The sequence below is a fragment of the Bradyrhizobium sp. 141 genome (genome assembly GCF_023074055.1).
Classification (GTDB): Bacteria; Pseudomonadota; Alphaproteobacteria; order Rhizobiales; family Xanthobacteraceae; genus Bradyrhizobium.
In genome coordinates this window covers 46,293-67,136 of sequence record NZ_JADPKR010000018.1, presented here as the reverse complement: position 1 = coordinate 67,136, position 20,844 = coordinate 46,293, and the positions used below count along the sequence as shown (strand labels likewise).

The 20,844-nt window shown below is 63.6% G+C and carries 15 protein-coding genes; 9 read left to right on the top strand and 6 right to left on the bottom strand.

The window, feature by feature from the left end; all coding sequences use genetic code 11:
* Nucleotides 1-34 precede the first annotated feature (34 nt).
* From IVA81_RS06345 to IVA81_RS06330, 4 genes are all read left to right on the top strand, one after another.
* A complete protein-coding gene (locus IVA81_RS06345; protein WP_346659368.1) occupies nt 35-427 on the top strand; it encodes a hypothetical protein in 393 nt (130 codons plus the stop codon).
* A 346-nt stretch (nt 428-773) separates the two neighbouring features.
* Complete coding sequence (locus IVA81_RS06340) at nt 774-2,408, top strand: thiamine pyrophosphate-requiring protein (protein WP_247313870.1); 1,635 nt, start codon at nt 774-776, stop codon at nt 2,406-2,408.
* Between the two features lie 107 nt (nt 2,409-2,515).
* A complete protein-coding gene (locus tag IVA81_RS06335; RefSeq protein ID WP_247313867.1) occupies nt 2,516-5,011 on the top strand; it encodes a GAF domain-containing protein in 2,496 nt (831 codons plus the stop codon).
* 83 nt (nt 5,012-5,094) lie between these two features.
* Nucleotides 5,095-6,744 carry an alpha/beta-hydrolase family protein gene (locus tag IVA81_RS06330; protein ID WP_247313935.1) on the top strand — a complete coding sequence of 550 codons (1,650 nt, stop codon included), beginning with the start codon at nt 5,095-5,097 and terminating at the stop codon, nt 6,742-6,744.
* A gap of 1 nt (nt 6,745) precedes the next feature.
* On the opposite strand, the gene IVA81_RS06325 is transcribed toward IVA81_RS06330, so the two are convergent.
* From IVA81_RS06325 to IVA81_RS06305, 5 genes are all read right to left on the bottom strand, one after another.
* A complete protein-coding gene (locus IVA81_RS06325) occupies nt 6,746-8,329 on the bottom strand; it encodes an MDR family MFS transporter (protein WP_247313863.1) in 1,584 nt (527 codons plus the stop codon).
* A gap of 211 nt (nt 8,330-8,540) precedes the next feature.
* Nucleotides 8,541-9,674 (bottom strand): hypothetical protein, encoded by a 1,134-nt coding sequence (locus IVA81_RS06320; RefSeq protein WP_346659369.1) that lies wholly within the window; start codon nt 9,672-9,674, stop codon nt 8,541-8,543.
* A gap of 211 nt (nt 9,675-9,885) precedes the next feature.
* The gene (locus IVA81_RS06315; protein ID WP_247313860.1) at nt 9,886-11,721 is read right to left on the bottom strand and encodes a S8 family peptidase; all 1,836 of its coding nucleotides are present in this window, start codon (nt 11,719-11,721) and stop codon (nt 9,886-9,888) included.
* A 291-nt stretch (nt 11,722-12,012) separates the two neighbouring features.
* Nucleotides 12,013-13,146 carry a patatin-like phospholipase family protein gene (locus IVA81_RS06310; RefSeq protein WP_247313857.1) on the bottom strand — a complete coding sequence of 378 codons (1,134 nt, stop codon included), beginning with the start codon at nt 13,144-13,146 and terminating at the stop codon, nt 12,013-12,015.
* A 136-nt stretch (nt 13,147-13,282) separates the two neighbouring features.
* On the bottom strand, nt 13,283-13,792 hold the full coding sequence (locus IVA81_RS06305; protein ID WP_247313854.1) for a YcgN family cysteine cluster protein: 510 nt from the start codon (nt 13,790-13,792) through the stop codon (nt 13,283-13,285).
* Nucleotides 13,793-14,084: 292 nt separating this feature from the next.
* Here IVA81_RS06305 and IVA81_RS06300 point away from each other — a divergent pair, with 292 nt between their 5' ends.
* From IVA81_RS06300 to IVA81_RS40455, 5 genes are all read left to right on the top strand, one after another.
* On the top strand, nt 14,085-16,373 hold the full coding sequence (locus IVA81_RS06300; protein WP_247313851.1) for a PBP1A family penicillin-binding protein: 2,289 nt from the start codon (nt 14,085-14,087) through the stop codon (nt 16,371-16,373).
* A gap of 9 nt (nt 16,374-16,382) precedes the next feature.
* Complete coding sequence (locus tag IVA81_RS06295; protein WP_247313849.1) at nt 16,383-16,961, top strand: DUF1214 domain-containing protein; 579 nt, start codon at nt 16,383-16,385, stop codon at nt 16,959-16,961.
* Nucleotides 16,958-17,542, top strand: a complete 585-nt coding sequence (locus tag IVA81_RS06290; protein ID WP_247313847.1) for a DUF1254 domain-containing protein — start codon at nt 16,958-16,960, stop codon at nt 17,540-17,542. Before IVA81_RS06295 ends, IVA81_RS06290 begins: the two co-directional genes overlap by 4 nt.
* Before the next feature lie 33 nt (nt 17,543-17,575).
* Complete coding sequence (locus IVA81_RS06285) at nt 17,576-17,935, top strand: hypothetical protein (RefSeq protein WP_247313844.1); 360 nt, start codon at nt 17,576-17,578, stop codon at nt 17,933-17,935.
* 347 nt (nt 17,936-18,282) lie between these two features.
* Nucleotides 18,283-18,405 carry a hypothetical protein gene (locus IVA81_RS40455; protein WP_256469313.1) on the top strand — a complete coding sequence of 41 codons (123 nt, stop codon included), beginning with the start codon at nt 18,283-18,285 and terminating at the stop codon, nt 18,403-18,405.
* A gap of 591 nt (nt 18,406-18,996) precedes the next feature.
* On the opposite strand, the gene IVA81_RS06280 is transcribed toward IVA81_RS40455, so the two are convergent.
* Entirely contained in the window at nt 18,997-19,719 is a 723-nt protein-coding gene (locus IVA81_RS06280; protein ID WP_247313841.1) for an SMP-30/gluconolactonase/LRE family protein, read from the bottom strand.
* Nucleotides 19,720-20,844 lie beyond the last annotated feature (1,125 nt).

Here is a 20,844-nt window from a genome sequence, read left to right as displayed (position 1 = left end):
GGCGGTCGCAAATGCCTGAAGCGCGACGAGATTGATGGATCATCGTCGCGCTTCGGCGCTCCCATTTGCGCGGGCTTTGACGTCCATGCGAGTCCTGATATCCTTCAGCACAGCACCGCTCGACGAGCGATGCCGTCAATCGTTGAACAAGTGCGGCTTGAAGGATGCGGATGAGAAGCGCGACGCTCTTGGCTTTCGGCCTCATGTTGATCGGCGTCTGGTCGCAGGACAGGGCGAGCGGGCAGACTTCGGTCGCGCCGCCGGTTTCGCTTGTTCCGCCAACTGCCTCGCCGCCGCGCGCGAACACCAAGAATTCCAGGATTCCGCCGGCGGCTTCCGGCAGAGAGGCGTCACCATCCGTCGTCGGTCGGCCGGCACCGAATTCGGCGGCCGATTACGATGGCTTCAGCGCCGCGGACGACACTGACACCCCAAGTCAGGTGACACCGCCTGTGAGGTCCCGTGCCACAAAGGGCTCCAGCTCCTATCCAGATGCAGGCAGCCTCGACCAGGAGGACGAGGCGTTGAAACGCAAACTGACGATCTGCCGAAATTGCAAATAGCAGGTTCATGGCCCGGATGGAGCGAGGCGAAATCCGGAGAGCAACTCCCGCGGATGCGGTTATCCCGGACTACGCCGCGCTCGATCCGAACTATGGCAGTCCGCTGCATAGCTGACTGTCGCCTGCCCACGCTTTACCCACCCGGCATTTCCTGATCCTCTCTTCGCAACCGGCCGGACCAACCGGCCAAGCCTTGAGGAGAGAGACGCCATGAAGCTCGGCACCGCCATTGCGGAAATCATGAGGCGCGAGGGAATCGAGATCCTCTGCGGCTATCCGGTCAACCACCTGATCGAGCATGCGGCGAAAGCCGAGATCCGCCCTGTGATGGTGCGGCAGGAGCGCGTCGGCATCCACATGGCGGATGCGATTTCGCGGGTGACCTCGGGACGCAGCATCGGCGCGTTCTGCATGCAGCATGGGCCCGGTGCCGAGAATGCGATGGGCGGCGTCGCGCAGTGCTTTGGCGAATCCGTGCCGGTGCTGGTGCTGCCGATGGGCTATCAGCGCAGGCTTGCGCATATCGAGCCGAACTTCAATTCCAGCGAGGCGATGAAGCCGTTCGCGAAATCGTCGGAGCCGATCATCCTCGCCGCGGAAGTCGCCAACATCTTCCGCCGCGCCTTCACCAAGCTGAAGAACGGCCGCGGTGGTCCCGTGATCGTCGAAATCCCCTCCGACATGTGGAACGAGGAGGTGCCGGAGCCGCTCGACTACACGCCGGTGCTGCGGACCCGCTACGGCGCGGACCCTGTTCACGTGAAGGAGGCGGCCGGCCTGCTCGTCAACGCTAAGCGTGCGGTGATCTATGCCGGCCAGGGCGTGCATTACGCTCAAGCCTGGCCGCAGTTGAAGCGGCTCGCGGAGCGGCTGGCGATCCCCGTCACCACCAGCCTTGGCGGCAAATCGTCGTTCCCGGAAACGCATCCGCTCTCGCTCGGCTCCGGCGGCCTTGCGGTCCCCCGCGCGGTGCCGAGGTTTTTGAGCGAAGCCGACGTCATCTTCGGCATCGGCTGCTCGTTCACTGAAACAAACTTCGGCATCGCGATGCCGAAGGGCAAGACCATCATCCACTCCACGCTCGATCCCAACCATCTCAACAAGGATGTGGAGGCCAGGATCGGCCTGGTCGGCGATGCCGGCCTCGTGCTCGATGCGCTGCTGGAGGAGATCGGCAAGACCGTCACCACGGATCGCGATGCTTCCGCGGTCGCGGCCGAGATCGCGGCCTCGCACAAGGAGTGGCTGGCGAAATGGATGCCGAAGCTCACCAGCAATGACGCGCCGCTCAGCCCCTATCGCGTGCTCTGGGATTTGCAGCACACCGTCGACATCGAGAACACCATCATCACGCATGATGCCGGCAGCCCGCGCGACCAGCTCTCGCCGTTCTGGAAGTCGGTAAAACCCCTCACCTATCTCGGCTGGGGCAAGACGACGCAGCTCGGCTACGGCCTCGGCCTTGCGATGGGCGCAAAACTGGCAAAGCCCGACAAGCTCTGCATCAATGTCTGGGGCGATGCTGCCATTGGTTTTACGGGCATGGATTTCGAGACCGCGGTGCGCGAGCGCATCCCGATCATGTCGATCCTGCTCAACAATTTCTCGATGGCGATCGAACTGAAGGTGATGCCGGTCTCGACCGAAAAATATCGCTCGACCGACATTTCCGGCGACTATGCCGCAATGGCGCGGGCCTTCGGCGGCTATGGCGAGCGGGTGTTGAGGCCGGAGGACATCATCCCCGCGATCAAGCGCGGCATCCAGAAGACGCAGGAGGGCGTCCCGGTGCTGCTGGAGTTCATCACCAGCAAGGAGACCGAGGTGTCGCGACCGGGGACGTGAGACGGGCCGGGTCTTGGCGGCAAGGCTGTGAGCGCTGGCTCCGGCCGCGGAAGATGTGATAATCCGGCCCGGTGCCGCGCCTGTCGCGGCATCGAGCCGGATCAGGAATGACGACCCCTTCCCAAAAACTCGAGGAACTGGAGCGCCGATTGCAATCGGCCGCAGCCGAGAACGCGCAGCTGCGCAGCGAGCTTGCGATCGCGCGGGATCGCCAGAGCGCCAGCGCCGAGATCCTGCGCAATATCGCAGCCTCGCCCTCCGATGCCCGGCCGGTCTTCGCGGCGATTGCGTCCAGCTCCAAGCGCTTGCTCGACGGCTTCTCCGCCACCGTGCTTCAATTCATCGGCGACGAGCTGCATCTCGTGGCGTTCACGCCGACCAGCCCGGAGGCGGATCAAGGGCTCAAGGCCTCGTTCCCGCGCAAGATTGCGGACTTCCCGACCTTTGCCCTGGTGCGTGGCGGCGAGACCATCCAGTTTCCCGACAGCGAAGCCGACGACGTCCCACAGCTGAACCGCGAGCTGGCGCGGCTGCGCGGCTTCCGCAGCGTGCTGTTCATGCCACTGATGAACCGGGGCACGCCGGTCGGCATGATCAGCGTCACGCGCGCCGTAACAGGCGCGTTCGCGCCCGACCTCGTGCAGCTGCTCCAGACCTTTGCCGACCAGGCTGTGATCGCGATCGAGAATGCACGTCTGTTCAACGAGACGCGCGAAGCGCTCGAGCGTCAGACCGCCACGGCGGACATTTTGAAGGTGATGGCGGCCTCGCCCTCCGACGTGCAGCCGGTGTTCGACGCCATCGCCGCCAACGCCAACCGGCTGATCGGCGGCTTTTCCACGGCGGTGCTGCGCTACGCCGACGGCGCCGCGCACCTCGCCGCATTCACGCCGACCGATCCGGCCGGCGATCGCGTGCTCCATGCCTCGTTCCCGGTGCCGTTCGCGCGATTCCCGCCCTACCAGCTGGTGGCCAAGGGTGCCGCCGCGCAATTGCCCGACACCGAGCTGGAGCCGGCCGCACGCGATATCGCGCGTGCGCGGGGCTATCGCAGCATGCTGTTCGCACCCTTGATGAGCGAGGGCGAGGCCATCGGCATCATCATTGCGACGCGCCGTGCGACCGGCGCGTTTGCAGAGCATCACGTGCGGCTGCTGCAGACCTTCGCCGACCAGGCGGTGATCGCGATCAAGAACGTCAGCCTGTTCAACGCCACCAGGGAAGCACTGGAACGCCAGACCGCGACCGCCGACATCCTCAAGGTGATCGCGGCCTCGCCCGCCGACGTCACGCCGGTGTTCCAGGCGATCTCCGACAGCGCCAAGGCGCTGATCGGCGGGCACTCCTCCACCGTCACCCGCCTCAATGACGGCATGCTGCATCTGGCCGCCTTCACCACCGACAATGAGGCCGGCAACGCCGATCTGCTCAGCTCCTTCCCGGCGTCGCTGTCGTCGTCTGGCATTCACAGCCGGGTGGCGACAAGCGGACAGTATTCCTTCCGCAGCGACATGCAGAACGAACCCGACCTCACCGACGCCATGAAGGAGCTGGCGCGGACGCGCGGCTATCGCAGCATCCTCGTGGTGCCGATGCTGCGCGACGGCGTTGCGATCGGCACCATTGCCGTCACGCGGCCGGAACCCGGTCACTTCCCGGACAAGGCGATCAACCTGCTCAAGACCTTCGCCGACCAGGCCGTGATCGCGGTCGAGAACACGCGCCTGTTCAACGAGGTTCAGGACCGCACGCGCGAGCTTGCCCGATCGCTCGACGATCTGCGCGCGGCGCAAGACCGGCTGGTCCAGACCGAGAAGCTGGCATCGCTCGGCCAGCTCACCGCCGGCATCGCGCATGAGATCAAGAACCCGCTCAACTTCGTCAACAATTTTGCCTCGCTCTCCGCCGAATTGACCGACGAGCTGAACGAGGTGCTCGCACCCGCCGCCCTTGCGGACGATATCCGCAGCGAAGTCGACGAGCTCACGGGGCTACTGAAGGACAACCTCGAAAAAATCGTGCAGCACGGACGGCGCGCCGATTCCATCGTCAAGAACATGCTGCTGCATTCGCGCGAGGGCGGCGGCGAGCATCGCCTGAGCGACATCAACGCGGTGGTCGAGGAGAGCCTCAACCTCGCCTATCACGGCGCGCGGGCCGAGAAGCCGCAGTTCGACGTGACGCTCGAACGCGACCTCGATCCGGCTGCAGGCTCGGCCGATGTGTTCCCGCAGGAGATCACCCGGGTACTGCTGAACCTGATCTCGAACGGATTCCATGCCGTCGCCAAGCGCAAGGCGGAGAACGAGGCCGCCGGTTACGCGCCGGTCGTGACCGCCGCGACCCGCGACCGCGGCGATCACATCGAGATCCGCATTCGCGACAACGGCACGGGCATCCCGGACGAGGTGAAGGAAAAGATGTTCAATCCGTTCTTCACCACCAAGCCGGCCGGCGAAGGCACCGGGCTCGGATTGTCGATGAGCCACGATATCGTGGTGAAGCAGCACGGCGGCACGATCGACGTCGCGACCGAGCCGGGCAAGTTTACCGAATTCACGATCGTGCTGCCGCGCAAGAGTGGTCTGTCAGACAACAGCTGAGGATAATTCACGCGGTGGGTGCTTTCAGCAAACTGGCGTGGCTCATTCGGCGGCAATTGCTGTCGTTGTCCGGCGTCGGCCTCATGCTGGGTGCCCTGTTCTTCGCGGCCGCGCTGACGCCGACGCTGATCCCGCGGAGCTATCTCACGCAGGGCGCCATCGCCGGCGCCTGCTTCGGGATCGGCTATCTCGCCGGCAATGTCTGGCGCTGGCTGTGGCACTATCTCGAATTGCCCGAGCCGTCGGCGCGCCTGAGATCGACCGCAAACGCGCTGGTCGCGGCCGCCTGCCTGCTCGTCGTCATTCTTTTTCTGTGGCGGGCGGCCGAATGGCAGAACTCGATCCGCGCCGTCATGAAGCTGGCGCCGGTCGAGACCGCCCATCCGCTCAAGGTCTGCGTCATCGCCCTGATGACGTTCGTCATCCTGCTGCTGCTGGCGCGGCTGTTCGCGCTTGCCGCCCGCTTCACCGCCGCGCGTACGAGGCGCGTCGTTCCGCGGAGAATCGCGAACGTTATCGGCGTGCTCGCCGCGGGCCTGTTGTTCTGGTCGATCGCCAGCAATGTCCTGATCCGCACGGCATTCAACGCGCTCGATTCGTCCTTTCGCGAAGTCGACGCCTTGCTCGAGCCCGAGCGGCCACAGCCGACCGCGCCCGAACGGACAGGAAGTCCCGCCTCGCTGGTGAAGTGGACGCAGCTTGGACGCATGGGGCGCAGATTTATCGCCTCAGGGCCGACCGCAACCGAGATCAGCGCCGTTACGGGAAGGCCCGCACGGGAGCCCGTGCGGGTCTATGTGGGCCTTGGCGGCGCCAAGACGGCGCAAGCGCGCGCCAGGCTTGCGCTCGACGAGCTCAAGCGGCAGCACGGTTTTGAACGCGAGACACTCATCGTCGTCACGCCGACCGGAACCGGCTGGATCGACCCTGCCGCGATGGACACCGTCGAATATCTCCACCATGGCGACGTCGCCAGTGTCGCGATGCAGTATTCCTATCTCAACAGTCCGCTGTCGCTGCTGTTTCAGCCCGAATTCGGAGCAGAAGCGGCGCGCGCCCTGTTTTCCGAAATTTACAGCTATTGGACGACGCTGCCGAAGGATCGGCGGCCGAGGCTGTACCTGCATGGACTGAGCCTCGGCGCGATGAACTCGGAGAAATCCGCAGAGCTGTTCGAGACGATTGGCGATCCGATTGCGGGCGCACTTTGGAGCGGTGCGCCGTTCGAAAGTCGCATCTGGCGCTCGATCACCGCGAACCGCAATCCGGGCTCGCCGGCCTGGCTGCCGGAATTCCGCGACGGCCGCTTCGTCCGCTTCATGAACCAGAATGGACCAACGGTGCCGGCAGATGCGCCCTGGGGCCCGATGCGCGTCGTCTATCTGCAATATGCGAGCGACGCGATCACCTTCTTCGCCTATCGCGACGCCTATCAAGCCCCTGACTGGATGACGGTGCCGCGCGGGCCGGATGTGTCACCGGAGCTGCGATGGTATCCCGTCGTGACGATGCTGCAGCTCGCCCTCGACATGGCAGTCGCGACCAATACGCCGATGGGCTTTGGCCACGTCTACGCGCCCGAACACTACGTCGATGCCTGGGTAGCCGTCACCGATGTCCATGATTGGTCCGCCGACGCACTGGCGCAGCTCAAGACCCATCTTGCAGCGGCGGCGCGAAAGGCCGCCGAGGGTAACGTCGCGGAGGAGCCTTACGCCGATCGAGGCGGCTAGCCTACTCCGCCATCTCGACGTGCTTGGTGACGGAAGGGCCAGCCAGCGGCCGCTCCTCCATCGCGATCAGGCAGAGCGCGGCACCGGTCATCAGCGCGGTGGCGGCGCCGAAGACGTAACGGAACGCGTGCCGCATGTCGTCGGCGGGAATCGCGACGGCGCCTGCGGCGTGATGCTCGCCGGCGAGCGGAACGTCGATGCCGAGCGCGATCAGCAGGATGGCTGCGAAAGCGGCGACCGTGAAGGACGACATCAGCGAGCGGAAGAAGTTCAAGGCGCCGGTGATGGTGCCGACCTGCGGCCGCGCGACCGAATTCTGTACTGAGACCACGCAGACCGGAAAGGTGGTGCCGAGGCCGAGCGCAAACGCCGCCATCAGCGTCAGCAGGCCCCATAGCGGGAGCGTTGTCAGCGTGAGACCAAGGCCGCACAGCGCGGCCCAGGAGGTGCCGATGATGGCGACGCGCTTGTAGTGCTTGGCCCGCGCCATCGTACGGCCGGCGATGGCCGCACCGCAGGTCGAGACGGCCGCGAGCGGAATGAGCGCAAGGCCCGCCTCGCTGGCGCTGAGGTGATAGACGGATTCGTAATAGAGCGGGAGCTGGACCGTGAGGCCCGTGATGGCGCCGAGAGCGCAACCGCCGGCCGTCAGCCCGAACGGCACGACACGTCCGCCGAGCAGCGGCAGCGGCAGGAACGGCTCGTCGGCGCGACGCGCGTGCCAGACGAAGGTGACGACGAGCGCGACCGCGCCGCCCACCATCGCGAGCACCGTCGGCGACAGCCAGGGAAAGCGCGTGCCGCCCCAGGTCAGCACCAGCATGAAGACGACGGCGGAGGCCATCAGCAGAACGCCGCCGAGCCAGTCGACCTTGCGCTTGCGGTGGAATACCGGGATCTTCTTCATCTTCGGCAGCAGCAGCGCGAGCGCCGCGGCCGTCAGCGGCAGATTGATCCAGAAGATCATCGACCAGTGCAGATGCTCGGCGAACACACCGCCGATGACCGGGCCCAAGATGCCGCCGACCATCCACACGCTGGAGAAATAGGCCTGGTACTGGCCGCGCTCGCGCGGGCTCACGACGTCCGAGATCACGGTCTGCACGACAGGCATGATGCCGCCGCCGCCGAGCCCCTGAAGGCCGCGCGCCAGGATCAGCATCGGCATGTTCGGCGCGATCGCGCACAGCACCGAGCCCGCGACGAACAGGCTGAGCGAGATGATGATCATGGCGCGCCGGCCGTAGATGTCGCTCAAGGTGCCGAACACCGGCGCGACCGCGGTCGAGGCGAGCAGATAGGCGGTGATGACCCAGGAGAGATTGGAGACGTCCTGAAACTGGCGTCCGATGGTCGGCAGCGCAGTCGCCACGATGGTCTGGTCGAGGGCGGCCAGGAACATCGTCAGCATCAGACTGATGACGATGGTGCGGACCTCATCCTGTGACAGCGGCGCCGGCGGCGCGATCGACGGGGCGTCATCGACGCTGATGACTTCACTCGGAAGCCGGGACAGCTCTTCGGCGATATCGTCGGGCAAAGTCTGGATATCGGCAGAACTGCTCTGCCGTTCGAACTTGTTCATCTCGATCGGACGTCGTAGGGCGGCGCAACGCCGCGAAGGGGATTCGTTCTACCGAAACAACATAGACGGCAAAGTCCTTCTCCGGCAGGCACCGCCGCGCATGGGTGCATCCCACCGACGCGCCATCGCGTTTGCGTGAGTGACGTTCCTGGCCTCCCAGTCCGGGCGCTCGGGACGGCTTCAGAAAGCCGCCCCCGTAAAGTCCCGGACCCTACAGGCCCAGCGGCTCGAGCAGATCGATCAGATGCGGCTTGTCGGGATCGACGATCACCACTTTTTTGGCGAGCTTGGGATTGTTCTTGAAGAGAGCGCCAAGGCTGTGTTTTGCCGGCGACCAATTCTCCCTGACCGGCTTCTTTGACGCCGGATTTTTCTTCTTTCGGGCCTTTTCCTTGGCTTGCTCCTTTTCCCAGTCTGCTTGTCGCGCGATATCGATTTCATCGACCGGATACGTAAGGTGGATCGTGTAGTCAGCGTCGACGCCCCGAGCCTGCAGCAGCATCTCGAGCGTGGCACGTTCGGGATTGCCATGCTCGCCATCGCCGGAGAAGACGTAGTGATCGGCCGGCACGCGCTCGAAGAAGATCGTCTCCATGTTGTTATCGCTGCCATGGTGCGGAACCTTCAAGAGATCAACGTGCTTCTTGCCGCCCTCTTTCAATAGCCCGGCCAGCTCCATTCCCTCCAGAATCTTGTCGCCTCGGGCGTCGCCCGTCAGCAGCATCGACTGGCCCGCGAGTTCGGCGAGGACGACGATGCTGGACAGGTTCGGAATGGACTCATCGACGAAAGCCGCCAGCGCGGCTTCGGGCGACTTCTTTTTTTTCTCTTTTTGCGCAAGCAGCCATTTGTCATGTTCCTCCTGCAGGGCAAGCAGTTCCGGCTGCATCGGCCCAACCACCGTTATCGTCAGGTCGCCGAGCGTCACCGGCTTCGCAATTTCGGCCGCAAGGATCAGCTTGCCCTTGAATTTGTGGTTGGGCCTCCAGCCGAGGGCCTCGGCATCGTCCCGCAAGGTGCGCCCCTGCGGAATGCTGGACAGCACTTCGACCGTTTGATGCATGTCCTCGTCTTCGATCTCGGCGTCATCCCTGAGCATGCTGGCTCCGAAGCTCGCCAGCACGCTCCCGGAATCGATGCCCGCCTCACCTGCCGCAGCCGTCGTCTCGACCGACGCGGTGCCGAAACCTGCCACCAGTTCATGGGGCTTGGTCTTGAGCAGATCATCGAAACTGTTGTGCCACAGGCTGGTCACGTCGAGCCGCACATCGGGGCTGTTGGTGCGCTGCTCCTTGGTGAGGTCGAGAATTCCCTTGATGTGGTCGTCGTCGACATGGCTCACCATGACGACGTCGACCGGTAAGGGCGCGTCTTCATCGAGCTCACGCGCTTCGTGAACGAGCTTCAGCCGCGGCTTGAGAAACGGCTTGTAGACATTGGACGGACCGCCATCGATCAGGATGAGGTGCGGATCCCCATCCGGTCCGAAATGGAGCATCAGGCAATCGCCCTTGCGGGCGCGCAAGACGTCGAGACTGAAGATCATCTTCACCTCCCTAGATGGATTGAAACGCGCGCAGAACGTCCAGCATGCCGTGGCCCTGGAAACTGCGTTCGCGACCGAGATCGGTCGCGCTTTCGCATAGGATACGCTTGACCCGCCGAGGCTGGCCGATCAGTTCCTCGTAACGCGCGAGCAGCATCGCAGCGGCGCCACTGACGTGCGGCGCGGCCATGCTGGTACCGGATTCGGGTCCCCACTCCTGGTGATCGCCGCCGACGACACACGATTGCACCCGCTCCCCCGGCGCCACCAGATCCGGCTTGAGGCGACCATCGCCCGTCGGGCCACGGCTCGAGAAGAAGCTCACACCATAGGTGTGCGGCCAGTTGCCGTGCGTGGACCCGACCGTGATGACGCTCTCGCTATTTCCCGGATCCGTGATGCTGAACGCGGCATAGCTTTCGAAAACGCCGCCGTCGGTTGTCGTGAGCTTCTGGAAGCCGCGATTACCCGCCGCGGCCACGACCACGACCCCGCTCTCCACGAGCCTCTCGCATTCGTTGCACACCGGCGTGCGCCCACAGGCGTAATTGCGAACGTTGTGCGGGATCGACAGGCTGAGATTGGCGCCGTGAATCGTGATGTAGTTGTGCCGCTCGTTCACGTAGCGAATGTATTGTAGCGCGGCGATGACCGCGAATTCAGTATCATCGATGGTCTTGCCCAGAACACGGAAATCGTAGATGCGGATGTCGGGACACATGCCGTCGGGATGGTTGGTCCTGCTTCCATCGGCGCCGATGATCCCCGCGACGTGGGTGCCATGCGGGCTGACCGGCTGCGGTGGATTCTTGAGCGTGATCAGCTTTTCGACGATCCCCCAGTTGATGGGGCGTTTTGCCCTTGCGTTCGCGGCAATCTCCTTCAGATAGTCCGACGCCGCGGCGGGTTCGATGCCGGCGGCATTCGCAATTTCCTCGAGTTCGGCGGCGGCGATGTCGTTTTCGTCGTTGCTGACAATCTCGCGAATCCTCGTGAAATCGAATGTCTTCCTGACGCGCGATCTGTCAGGCTTGTCCGGCTCGGCGAAGGCCTCGTGCCCGGCGTCGATGCCGGAATCGAGCACCGCCCAAATGATGTTCTTGCAGTTCACGTTGAACAGGGAGTGCGCGGCATCGGCCTTCACGGCCGGCACGGAGCGGTCGAGCGCCGCCGACGCGACGCGGTTGAGCGAGACCTGGAAGATGTAGCCTTCGCTCCCGGCTTCGTCGTCGTCGGGATCGTCCGATGCAAGCGCTTTAGGATTGGCCTGAATCACTCCGTAAAGCTCGAACATGCTTGCGATGATTTCGGGGACATGGGGAAGATAGGCGCGGAACGCCTCATCGATCTGGAGCCGCGGCAGATGCGGCACCGGCTCAGGCGGGGCGCTGCCCGGAATGGTCGGACGCTCGAGCTTGCCGATCCAATAGATCAAGCCCGCGAGCGCGATGTACCTTTCGAGCGACGTAAAGTTTTTCTGATCGTCGCCGCGCTGGTCAGGCTCTCGCTGCAGCAACGCGTGCAGGTTGGCCTTGTCGATCTTCAGTATTCTTTCCTGAAGCTTGGACTGGCTCCACCATTGCGTCAGAGGCACGAGGATGCGGAGCACTTCGTCGAAATACAGCCTCGCCCCCACGAGGCCCTGCAGATAGGCAACCTTCGCCCTCACCTTCGGCCGCTTCGATGGCGGCGGATCTTCGGCCTGGCGCTCCTGCAGGCGCAGATCTATCCCCCGCGGGATGATTTGGGCAACGGCCGCTGCGGTGACGTTCTTGTGCGGCGTTATCAACACGTCCTGAACGAGGCCCGGATCAAGCGCATAAGCGGCCCAGACGTCACCCAACAAGGGGGAATCCTGGAGCACGCGGCGGTCGTCGACGGGGCCTAACAGGATATGCTCGACGAGTTCCGCCGGAACCGAGAACTGCAGAGGCCTGTCCGCCTTGGTGCCAGCATCGCTCGGCGGAGGCTGAGTCGTGCCGGACTGCGGCTTTGGGGTCGGTGCATTTGCAGGTGCGCTCGAACCGGATGCGGCTCCCTCCGTCGCGGTCGATAGGGGCGCATCTGCCGATTTCGGCGCGCCCCGACGCGATCCACGTCCCTGCTTGCGTTGCTTTGCCACGTTCGAACCTCTGCGTCAGACCCCAGACTGCGGATAGGGGAAGGCCGGCGGCGGCCCGACCGCCGCCACATGCTTGCGCACAGCCGCATCGCAAACCGCGTAACCCCAGTTGATCAACTGTTCCTGGGTTTTCGGGTCGAGCTTCTTCAGCCGCGTCGGCAACTCGGCCAGCCGCATCGTGCGATCCGGTGGACAGTTGAGTGCATCAAACAGCTGGTAATCGGCAATGTCGGTGCGGATGCCCCAATAGGCGCCCTTGCGCGTTCCGGACTTGAAGGAGTCGACGACCTGGCGCTTGCGCAGCGAACGCACCTGGTTGTCGATCAGATTGAGAACCCTGTAGGAATGCCGCGGCCAGTCCGTCTCCGGCCGTTCCTCTTCCTGGGTCTTGCCGCCGGCATCACTGACTAGAACGGTCTGGTGCCGCTTCCATGCTGTCTCCAAGCCGAGATTGTCATAGACCCCACCGTCGCTGAGAACGACGCGCGTCGTGAATGGCGGGCGTTGGAGATCGAGCCCGGTGCCCGGCACGAAGTCCGCGTCCTTGAGGCGCAGTTCGAACGGGGACAGGACCGGTGGAAACGCGGACGACGCAGCGACCGCCTGCGCCAGGAGAATCTTCGGATTCTTCACCTCGCCAACTCGGTAGTCGCGCATATAGGGCTTCATGAAACGCCAGAGAACGCCCGATTGCACATTGGTCGCGTTGATCACGAAGCGCGGCTCGTCAGGCATGTCCTGCAGCGTCTTGCCGTGAAAGAGGTGATCGTCGTACGCCTCGGCGATACGGTCGCCGATGCTGCCCGGTAACAGCGCGCCCAGGATGACCGACTCGGCGTCGATTGTGACGCCGGCGAAGGCGCGCAACGGCGCGACGAATTTCGGAATGAAATCGCTGTTGACGCTGCCAGGTTTGAAACTGAGGCCGGGCCACGCCAGCGCTAACATGCCGGCAGTGATCGACCCGCCTGAAACGCTCGATATGCGCTTAACGTTCTCCAGCAGCCCCGTCTCATAGAGGCGCCAAAGGACGCCGATATGAAACACCATGGCGCGATATCCTCCGCCGGAAAGGCAAAGCGCGGTGGTCGGTTCCGGTGGCTTGTTCTCGTCGTCCGTCGGTATCGGGTGAACCGGATCAATATTCATCGGACCCCTCAAAAATTTAGGGTACCTCAATAACTCGAAACAACCTGAATAATTCCAGCCTTAAATCTACAACCAGATTAGCGCCTCAACCCTTGAATGTGAAGTGCCTCTGCATGCGACCGCTGCGCACAGCTGCTCAGGGCCGCTTCTTCAAGCGGGCTCGTTTCGGCAGCAAGGCCGGCCATTGCACGATGTGGTCCTCGAGCTCCTCGTCCGGGATCTCCTCCTCGCTGCCTTCGACCCGGCCGCGTACGGAGACGCCGGCTTCATGCACTGTGTTGGGATCGCCGGACACCAGCGGATGCCACCAATAGAGGTCGCGGCCCTCGGCAACGAGCTTGTAGCCGCAGCTCGGCGGCAGCCAATTCAGGGTGCGGACATTGGCCGGCGTCAGCCGGACGCAATCCGGAACCTTGTCGGACCGATTCGGATAGTCCTTGCAGGCGCAGCTGGCACCATCGAGCAGCTTGCAGCCGATATGGGTGAAATAGATCTCGCCGGTGTCCTCGTCCTCGAGCTTGTTCAGGCAGCAGCGCCCGCAGCCGTCGCACAGGCTTTCCCATTCGTGCCCCGACATCTCTTCCAACGTCTTGGTTTTCCAGAAGAATCCTTCCTGGCCTGAAGGTCGTTTGGGAACTGCGGTCATGCGCCTCAACAAAAGTTCAAAAGAGCTACGGCAACGCCATCTAGGGCGTGCGGCCGGGGTGGTGCAAGCAACGCACCTTTGAGGCCCGTAATGACCCGGGGTCAATTAGGCCTGTTGTTCAAAATCGCGAGCGTGACCATTGGTTTATGGGCTCCGCTCGGCTAGAAGGAACAGCAAGTCCCTCGGATGCTGGCCGGGCGCCTTGGGTTTGCCGCAACATTCCCCCAAGACGTCTCGATGCCGCCCCGGCCGGGTGCTTGAACGCTTTCGAAGCGAGCCTCAAGGGTTCTAGGTGCGCCAGATCATACCACCGCATTGGAAGCAGAAGGTCCGGAACTTCTTCCTGGACCTCGATGCGCGCATCGACTCCTCGCTGTTCTCCTCGGCCAAGGGCATCCGCGAGCTCTACGAGCGCTACTCGACCTTCATGGACCGCTTCTATGTCGGGCGGTGGAAGCGCTGGGTGTTCATCGAGCCGCTGTCGGAGGCCGCGACCCTCGGCCTCGGCGGCCTGGTCGTGATGCTCACCCTCGCCATCCCCGCCTTCCGCGAGACCGCGGACGAGGACTGGCTGAAGAAGTCCGATCTCGCGGTGACCTTCCTCGACCGCTACGGCAACCCGATCGGCAGCCGCGGCATCAAGCACAACGACTCGATCCCGCTTGAAGATTTTCCTGACGTGCTGATCAAGGCGACGCTGGCGACCGAAGACCGCCGCTTCTACGAGCATTTCGGCATCGACATCGCCGGCACCGCGCGCGCGCTCGTCACCAACGCCCAGGCCGGCGGCGTCCGCCAGGGCGGCTCATCGATCACCCAGCAGCTCGCCAAGAACCTGTTCCTGAGCAACGAGCGCACCATCGAACGCAAGGTCAACGAGGCCTTCCTCGCGGTCTGGCTGGAATGGCGCCTGACCAAGAACGAGATCCTCAAGCTGTATCTCGACCGCGCCTATATGGGCGGCGGCACCTTCGGCGTCGACGGCGCGGCGCATTTCTACTTCAACAAATCCGCGCGCGACGTGACGCTGGCGGAAGCTGCGATGCTGGCCGGCTTGTTCAAGGCGCCGACCAAATACGCACCCCACATCAACCTGCCCGCCGCCCGCGCCCGCGCCAACGTCGTGCTCGACAACCTCGTCGATGCCGGCTTCATGACCGAGGGCCAGGTGTTCGGCGCCCGCCGCAACCCCGCCTTCGCGGTCGACCGCCGCGACGAGGCTTCGCCGAACTACTATCTCGACTACGCCTTCGACGAGATGCGCAAGCTGGTCGATACGTTCCCGAAGTCGTACACCGAGCGCGTCTTCGTGGTTCGTCTTGCCATGGACGCCAACGTGCAGAAGGCCGCCGAAGACGCGGTCGAGAACCAGCTGCGCCAGTTCGGCCGCGACTATCACGCGACGCAGGCCGCGACCGTCGTGTCCGATCTCGACGGCGGCATCCGCGCCATGGTCGGCGGCCGCGACTACGGCGCCAGCCAGTTCAACCGCGCCACCGACGCCTACCGCCAGCCTGGCTCCTCGTTCAAGCCCTACGTCTACACCACCGCGCTCCTGAACGGCTTCACGCCGAACTCGATCGTGGTCGACGGCCCGGTTTGCATCGGCAATTGGTGCCCGCAGAATTATGGCCACTCCTATTCCGGCTCGGTGACCCTGACGCAGGCGATCACGCGCTCGATCAACGTCGTGCCGGTGAAGCTCTCGATCGCGATCGGCCAGAAGGAGCAGCCGAAGGCGCCGAACCCGGCCAAGATCGGCCGCGCCAAGATCGTCGAGGTCGCACGCCGCTTCGGCCTCAAGGCGCCGCTGCCCGACACGCCGTCGCTGCCGATCGGCTCGGACGAAGTCACCGTGCTTGAGCACGCGGTCGCCTACGCGACCTTCCCCAATCGCGGCAAAGCGGTGACGCCGCATTCGGTGCTCGAAGTGCGCACCGGCGCGGGCGACCTCGTCTGGCGCTGGGACCGCGACGGGCCGAAGCCGCGGCAGGCGATCCCCGCTTCCGTTGCCGCCGACATGGCCGGCATGATGAGCCACGTCGTCAGCGAAGGCACCGCGCGCCGCGCAGCCCTCGACGGCATTCCGACCGCGGGCAAGACCGGCACCACGAACGCGTATCGCGACGCCTGGTTCGTCGGCTACACCGGCAATTTCACCTGCGCGGTGTGGTACGGCAACGACGACTATTCGCCGACCAACCGCATGACCGGCGGCTCGCTGCCGGCGCAGACCTGGCACGACATCATGCTCGCGGCGCATCAGGGCGTCGAGGTCCGGGAGATCCCCGGCATCGGCATGGGCCAGAAGCTGCCGCCGCAGCATGTCAGCAACGCGCAGGCCAATGCGGCGCCGAAGATCCTGGAGACCAAGCCGGGTCCGCCGCCGGTGCTGACCAAGCGCGGCGCCGACATCCTGGTGCGCGTCGAGAAGCTGCTGGATGACGCGGCCAAGATCGCAAAGAAATCGGCCGATGCCGGCACCAAGCCGGCCGGGCCGTCCTCGGCGACGAGCGCGCTCGCCTTCCCGCAGAATTATGCGGAAGAGAATGCCAACGCCTCCGTCCCGCGCAAGAACTGATCGAAACAAGTGCGGCTGATCCTGATCACATTGACGGCCCTTCTGCTCGCGACCGTGGTCGGCGTCGGCGCCACCTGGATGACGACGACGCGCGGCACCGAGATCGGCGCGCTGACGATCGGCGCCTGGACCGCGCGGCCGCGCACCGGCACCGCCGACGTCGATCCCTATTCGCGCGCCACCATCGTGCGCAACGGCGAGCTGCCGATCGGCACCGGCGACGGCGTCGCCTTCACCGCCACCACTGACGACAAGAAGAAGGCGCTCGACGGCCGCTGCGACGTCGTCGTCTCCGGCGTGACGCCGCCGGCGCGGTTCTGGACGCTGACTCTCTATGACCGCAAGGGCCACCTCGTCGCCAATTCGCTCCAGCGCTACGGCTTCACCAGCCAGGAGATCGTGCGGCAGTCCGACGGCTCGTTCGAGATCCGCATCGCCTCGCGCTCGCGCGCCGGCAACTGGCTGCCGACCGGCGGCATCGAGCGCTACGCACTTATGCTGCGCCTCTACGACACGCCGGTTGGCGTGGCCACCCGCACCCAGCGCGATGCGCCGATGCCCACCATCACGACGGCGGGCTGCTCATGATCCGCCTGCTGTTCACCATCGTCGCCGGCATCGTTCTGGGCCTCGTCGTCCATCTCGTCAGCGTGCTGGCGCTGCCGCGGATCGCGACGCAGGATGCCTATTCGCGGCTGACGCCGATGACGAAGCTCAACGGCGTCAGCCAGCTTCCGCTCGCCGATCCGCAGACGTCACCGATGCCGTTCATGGACCCGGCTTTTGCGCTGGCGATCTGCCGCTACGACCTCGCAAGCGGGCCGATCAAGCTCACGGTGCCGGTGAGCCAGGCCTACACCTCGGTGTCGTTCTACACCCGCAACGAGATCGCCTATTACGCCATCAACGACCGCTCGGCGGGCCGCAAGGTGATCGAGCTCGACCTGATGACGGAAGCGCAGCACAACGAACTGCCCGAGGACGAAGAGGTCACCGCGGCCGACCGCCTGATCATCGATTCCCCGTCTACCACCGGCCTGATCGTGATGAAGGCGCTCGCCCCCGAGCCAGGCCTGATGCCGCAGGCGCAGGCAACGCTTGCGGCCGCGAGCTGCGGCCCGCAGACCGAGCAGCCGGCCAAGGCGGAGGCGCCGCGCGGCCGGCGGTGATGCGGGGCGGGTTCGGCACGTCAAAACAAGAATATGAAAAACAACCCCATGCACAGTAGTGGGGGTATTGAACCATTGGCTATTTTGGTTGGCGTGATAACAGGCGCTTGCCGGACTGAAGTCTCCCTGCCCGCCTCACTGTTCAGCTTTGACACGTCGGGCACAACACTGGCAGAATGGCAGCATCGAAAAATTCGTAACACCCGCGCGGAGCAATCCGTCGCGGGTTTTTTCATGTCGGACACAGATTGCCATGATCGAAGGATCGCTATCGTTCCCCCAGCAAGCGAGGCACCAATCCAGCAAAGACCAGCACTGGAACTGGTCGGTGGCCAACTGGATGCGCGATGCGTCTGTTCGGACAATCCAAGTGCGGCCAGCACGGCAGCGTGATCGATTGCGTGCGGAGGATTTGATGGTTGGCCTGGATCAGCCCGCTCGACCCGCATGCAGGAACGCAGCTTCCGCTTTTGGCCATAGCGGACGTTGTCGTGCTCACAGCTGACTTCAACACGTCGCTGTGGATTCCAGGAAAGGTTCTGGTTGCCAACCTTTTCCTTGGAGGCTTGAGGCAAACAAGCGACTTAATCCCGCAGAACACACAGCGAACATGAGGGTTCCAATACCCGACCCGCTGCATTGCGGAACCGAAACTGATGGACGTCGTCCCATAAAGGGAATTCACTGGTTCCACTCATCAGAACTGCCGGTCGCACTCCGATAAGGAGGGAGCCCGTAGCATGATCAGAGAACCCCACTTCGATACCTATTCGATCCCGGCCCGCGTCTGTTTTGCGATTGCCATGGCTGGCGGCGCATTCCTGATCGCCGTGGCAATCACGAGCGTTTACTTCATGGAATAACGTCGGTTGGAACCGCGCAACGGCGCGTGACGTGGAGACTCCATGCCTAAAGAGGTCGCCATAACGCTCTGGTCCCTTGCCGCCGCGTGCGTGGTGGCGTTCAGTGTGGCCGCGCTTGTATCCCCGCATTAGCTCTGACCGAAAATGCACCGAGAACGTGACAAGCGCATATTACAGGAACGGTTAGAACGCTGCCGGAAACTTGCCAGGGATTTCCCCCACGAGCCCACTGCAACGCATTTCAGCAGCTAGAAGCCGATAATTCTCGACGACCTTCGAACGTTAAAGCAAGAACTGAAGTAAGGCCGTCTCAGTTGGCGGCTTCTGTTATTCGGGGGCCGGTCTGGTCGGCTTTTGGCCCTGTGGCTGACTTCCGCTCTTGGCTTCGCACGGTCGGGCTTCCGAGAGCTGAGCGGAATAGCGTCGCGGAGTTGCTGAGGGCGGCGTTTGACCCTAACCAATTATGCAGCGAACCACCTCACCTTCGACAAGGTGACACCTGCAGCACAATCCCCGTCAGAACTTGACCGCTTTGACTCCTGCGCGAATTGCGAGCTGAAGCTCTGGTGCGAAACCATGGCACGCCGATCTTCATTGCGTATCGACTTTGTAAGCCAGAACAGTGCCGTCCATCATCATCGGGATCATGATGATGCCGTCCGACCCCACGCCGAGATCGGCGCTCCCCTTCGCAAGCGGAAGGAGGCGCGTCGGCTTGCCATTGTTCGCAACTTGGAACAGGCCGCCGCTTACCCAGTCGGTGACAAGATAGCCGCCCTTGCCATCGGGCACGACACCATCGAAATTGCCCGCCGGTGTCGAGTCACCAAGAGCAGATACTTTCTTCGTCGCGAGATCGACTACCTTCATGTGGCCGGGCACCTTGGTTGAGAGATCCGGGGCCATCTTGCCCCACGACGCGACCACAAGCCTCCCGTCCTCCGCGAGGAGCCCGTTCGGGTTGTCGAGCGTGTCATCCTGGATCAGGAGAGCCAGCTTGCCGCCGTCGAGCACCCAAATGCTGTTTGTCACCATGTCGGATGCGTAGACCCGTCCCGTCTTGTCAGCGGTGAGGTCGTTCAAGAACTTGGATCCGGGTGCCTCGTATCTCTGGATGATTTCGCCCTTGGCGGTGTCGATTTCCGCAATTCGATCGACGTCTGCGGCGTACAGCTTGCCGTTGGCCAGCGCGAGCCCGGTCGGACTATCAAGGCCTTTGACCCACTCGATTGTCACGACTTTTCCGTCCGGCCCGAGCTTTGAAATGAAGCCGTTGCCATCCTTTTTCATCGGACCGCCGTTGACGTTCGACACATAAATAGCCCCCCGGCTCGGTCAAAGACGACGGACTCGGGCTGCTTGAAGCCACTCGTCTCCCACAGCTTCTGAGGTTCCGCGGCGACGGCATTGAAGGTAAGCATAGCGAACACTAATGCGGAGAGCTGAGGTGTCCTCATGGTCGCCTCCTCGTGATCGCCCCCGAGAGGTAAGCCAAAAGCGCTCAGTCGGTTCCTGGTGACGAGGTGACCTCCGGCGATCAGAGCAGAATCGAAATCGTGACAACCCACCAATTCGGCATCCTCATCGCTTGAGCCTTTCACGCTCGTCTGCCATCCGAGCGGCCTTCCGGCCGCCCCAGAAACAAGGCAGTCAAGTCGCCCGGCCTCGATGTGTCGGCCGTCCTCCTCGCCACCGCCGACGAGGTGATCGAATGATATCGCCTATTGGCCCTGAGCCGAACCACGGACGAGTCGTCCCTACGTCTTTCGAGGAAGGAGCGCAGGTGGTTCGTGAGTGGCACCATTATTGGTGTGCGACGAGCTCCTGATCGAACAGCCGGGTGCTGATCCACGGTTCGGAAATTAACTGCTGCAGATACGCGCGTTCGATTTCGGTCAGGTCCACGGCTGCCTCTCCGACACGACGGGCATTAGTGCCGTTCCGCTTTAGTAAGGGGGACAAACCCCATCACGTGGGACCTAAAGCGCTTAAAAGCCCGATGACTATGGGGACGAGCCCAACGACGATCCATAAGACAGGTGAGCTGGACGCTAGGCCGGCAGCAATGATCCAGACGCCGAAGAGGACGATGATCGTCGAAATCGCATAAGCAACCGCTCTGTCCATGTGCGAACCGCGAGTTTTATCGCCATTCGACGCCGAGCCGGGCCAAACGTTCCTGCGCAAGCGCTTCCGAGGGATAACAGCGGGGCCGCCAGCGCGAACCAGCGCGCCCCTCGGAGTGACCCGAGGAGCTGCAACCTCTCTGGCATCCAGAAATGCAGCGGCCCCGGCGAACAAACGCCGGGACCGTTTTATTTAGTCGGCAAGCGGAACGACTTTCCCCATTCAGAGTCGAATCCAAGCTCTCGACCGTCCCCAAGTCAAAAGCCCCCCGTCGGGAGCAAACCTTCCCCAAGGTTGGCGACCTCGGACCCC

Excerpts from the sequence above, each read along its gene's own strand:
- IVA81_RS06345 (WP_346659368.1), top strand. The coding sequence starts at position 35 with ATGGATCATCGTCGCGCTTCGGCGCTCCCATTTGCGCGGGCTTTGACG.
- IVA81_RS06340 (WP_247313870.1), top strand. The coding sequence starts at position 774 with ATGAAGCTCGGCACCGCCATTGCGGAAATCATGAGGCGCGAGGGAATC.
- IVA81_RS06335 (WP_247313867.1), top strand. The coding sequence starts at position 2,516 with ATGACGACCCCTTCCCAAAAACTCGAGGAACTGGAGCGCCGATTGCAA.
- IVA81_RS06330 (WP_247313935.1), top strand. The coding sequence starts at position 5,095 with ATGCTGGGTGCCCTGTTCTTCGCGGCCGCGCTGACGCCGACGCTGATC.
- IVA81_RS06325 (WP_247313863.1), bottom strand. The coding sequence starts at position 8,329 with ATGAACAAGTTCGAACGGCAGAGCAGTTCTGCCGATATCCAGACTTTG.
- IVA81_RS06320 (WP_346659369.1), bottom strand. The coding sequence starts at position 9,674 with ATGGTGAGCCATGTCGACGACGACCACATCAAGGGAATTCTCGACCTC.
- IVA81_RS06310 (WP_247313857.1), bottom strand. The coding sequence starts at position 13,146 with ATGAATATTGATCCGGTTCACCCGATACCGACGGACGACGAGAACAAG.
- IVA81_RS06305 (WP_247313854.1), bottom strand. The coding sequence starts at position 13,792 with ATGACCGCAGTTCCCAAACGACCTTCAGGCCAGGAAGGATTCTTCTGG.
- IVA81_RS06290 (WP_247313847.1), top strand. The coding sequence starts at position 16,958 with ATGATCCGCCTGCTGTTCACCATCGTCGCCGGCATCGTTCTGGGCCTC.
- IVA81_RS06285 (WP_247313844.1), top strand. The coding sequence starts at position 17,576 with ATGAAAAACAACCCCATGCACAGTAGTGGGGGTATTGAACCATTGGCT.
- IVA81_RS40455 (WP_256469313.1), top strand. The coding sequence starts at position 18,283 with ATGATCAGAGAACCCCACTTCGATACCTATTCGATCCCGGCCCGCGTC.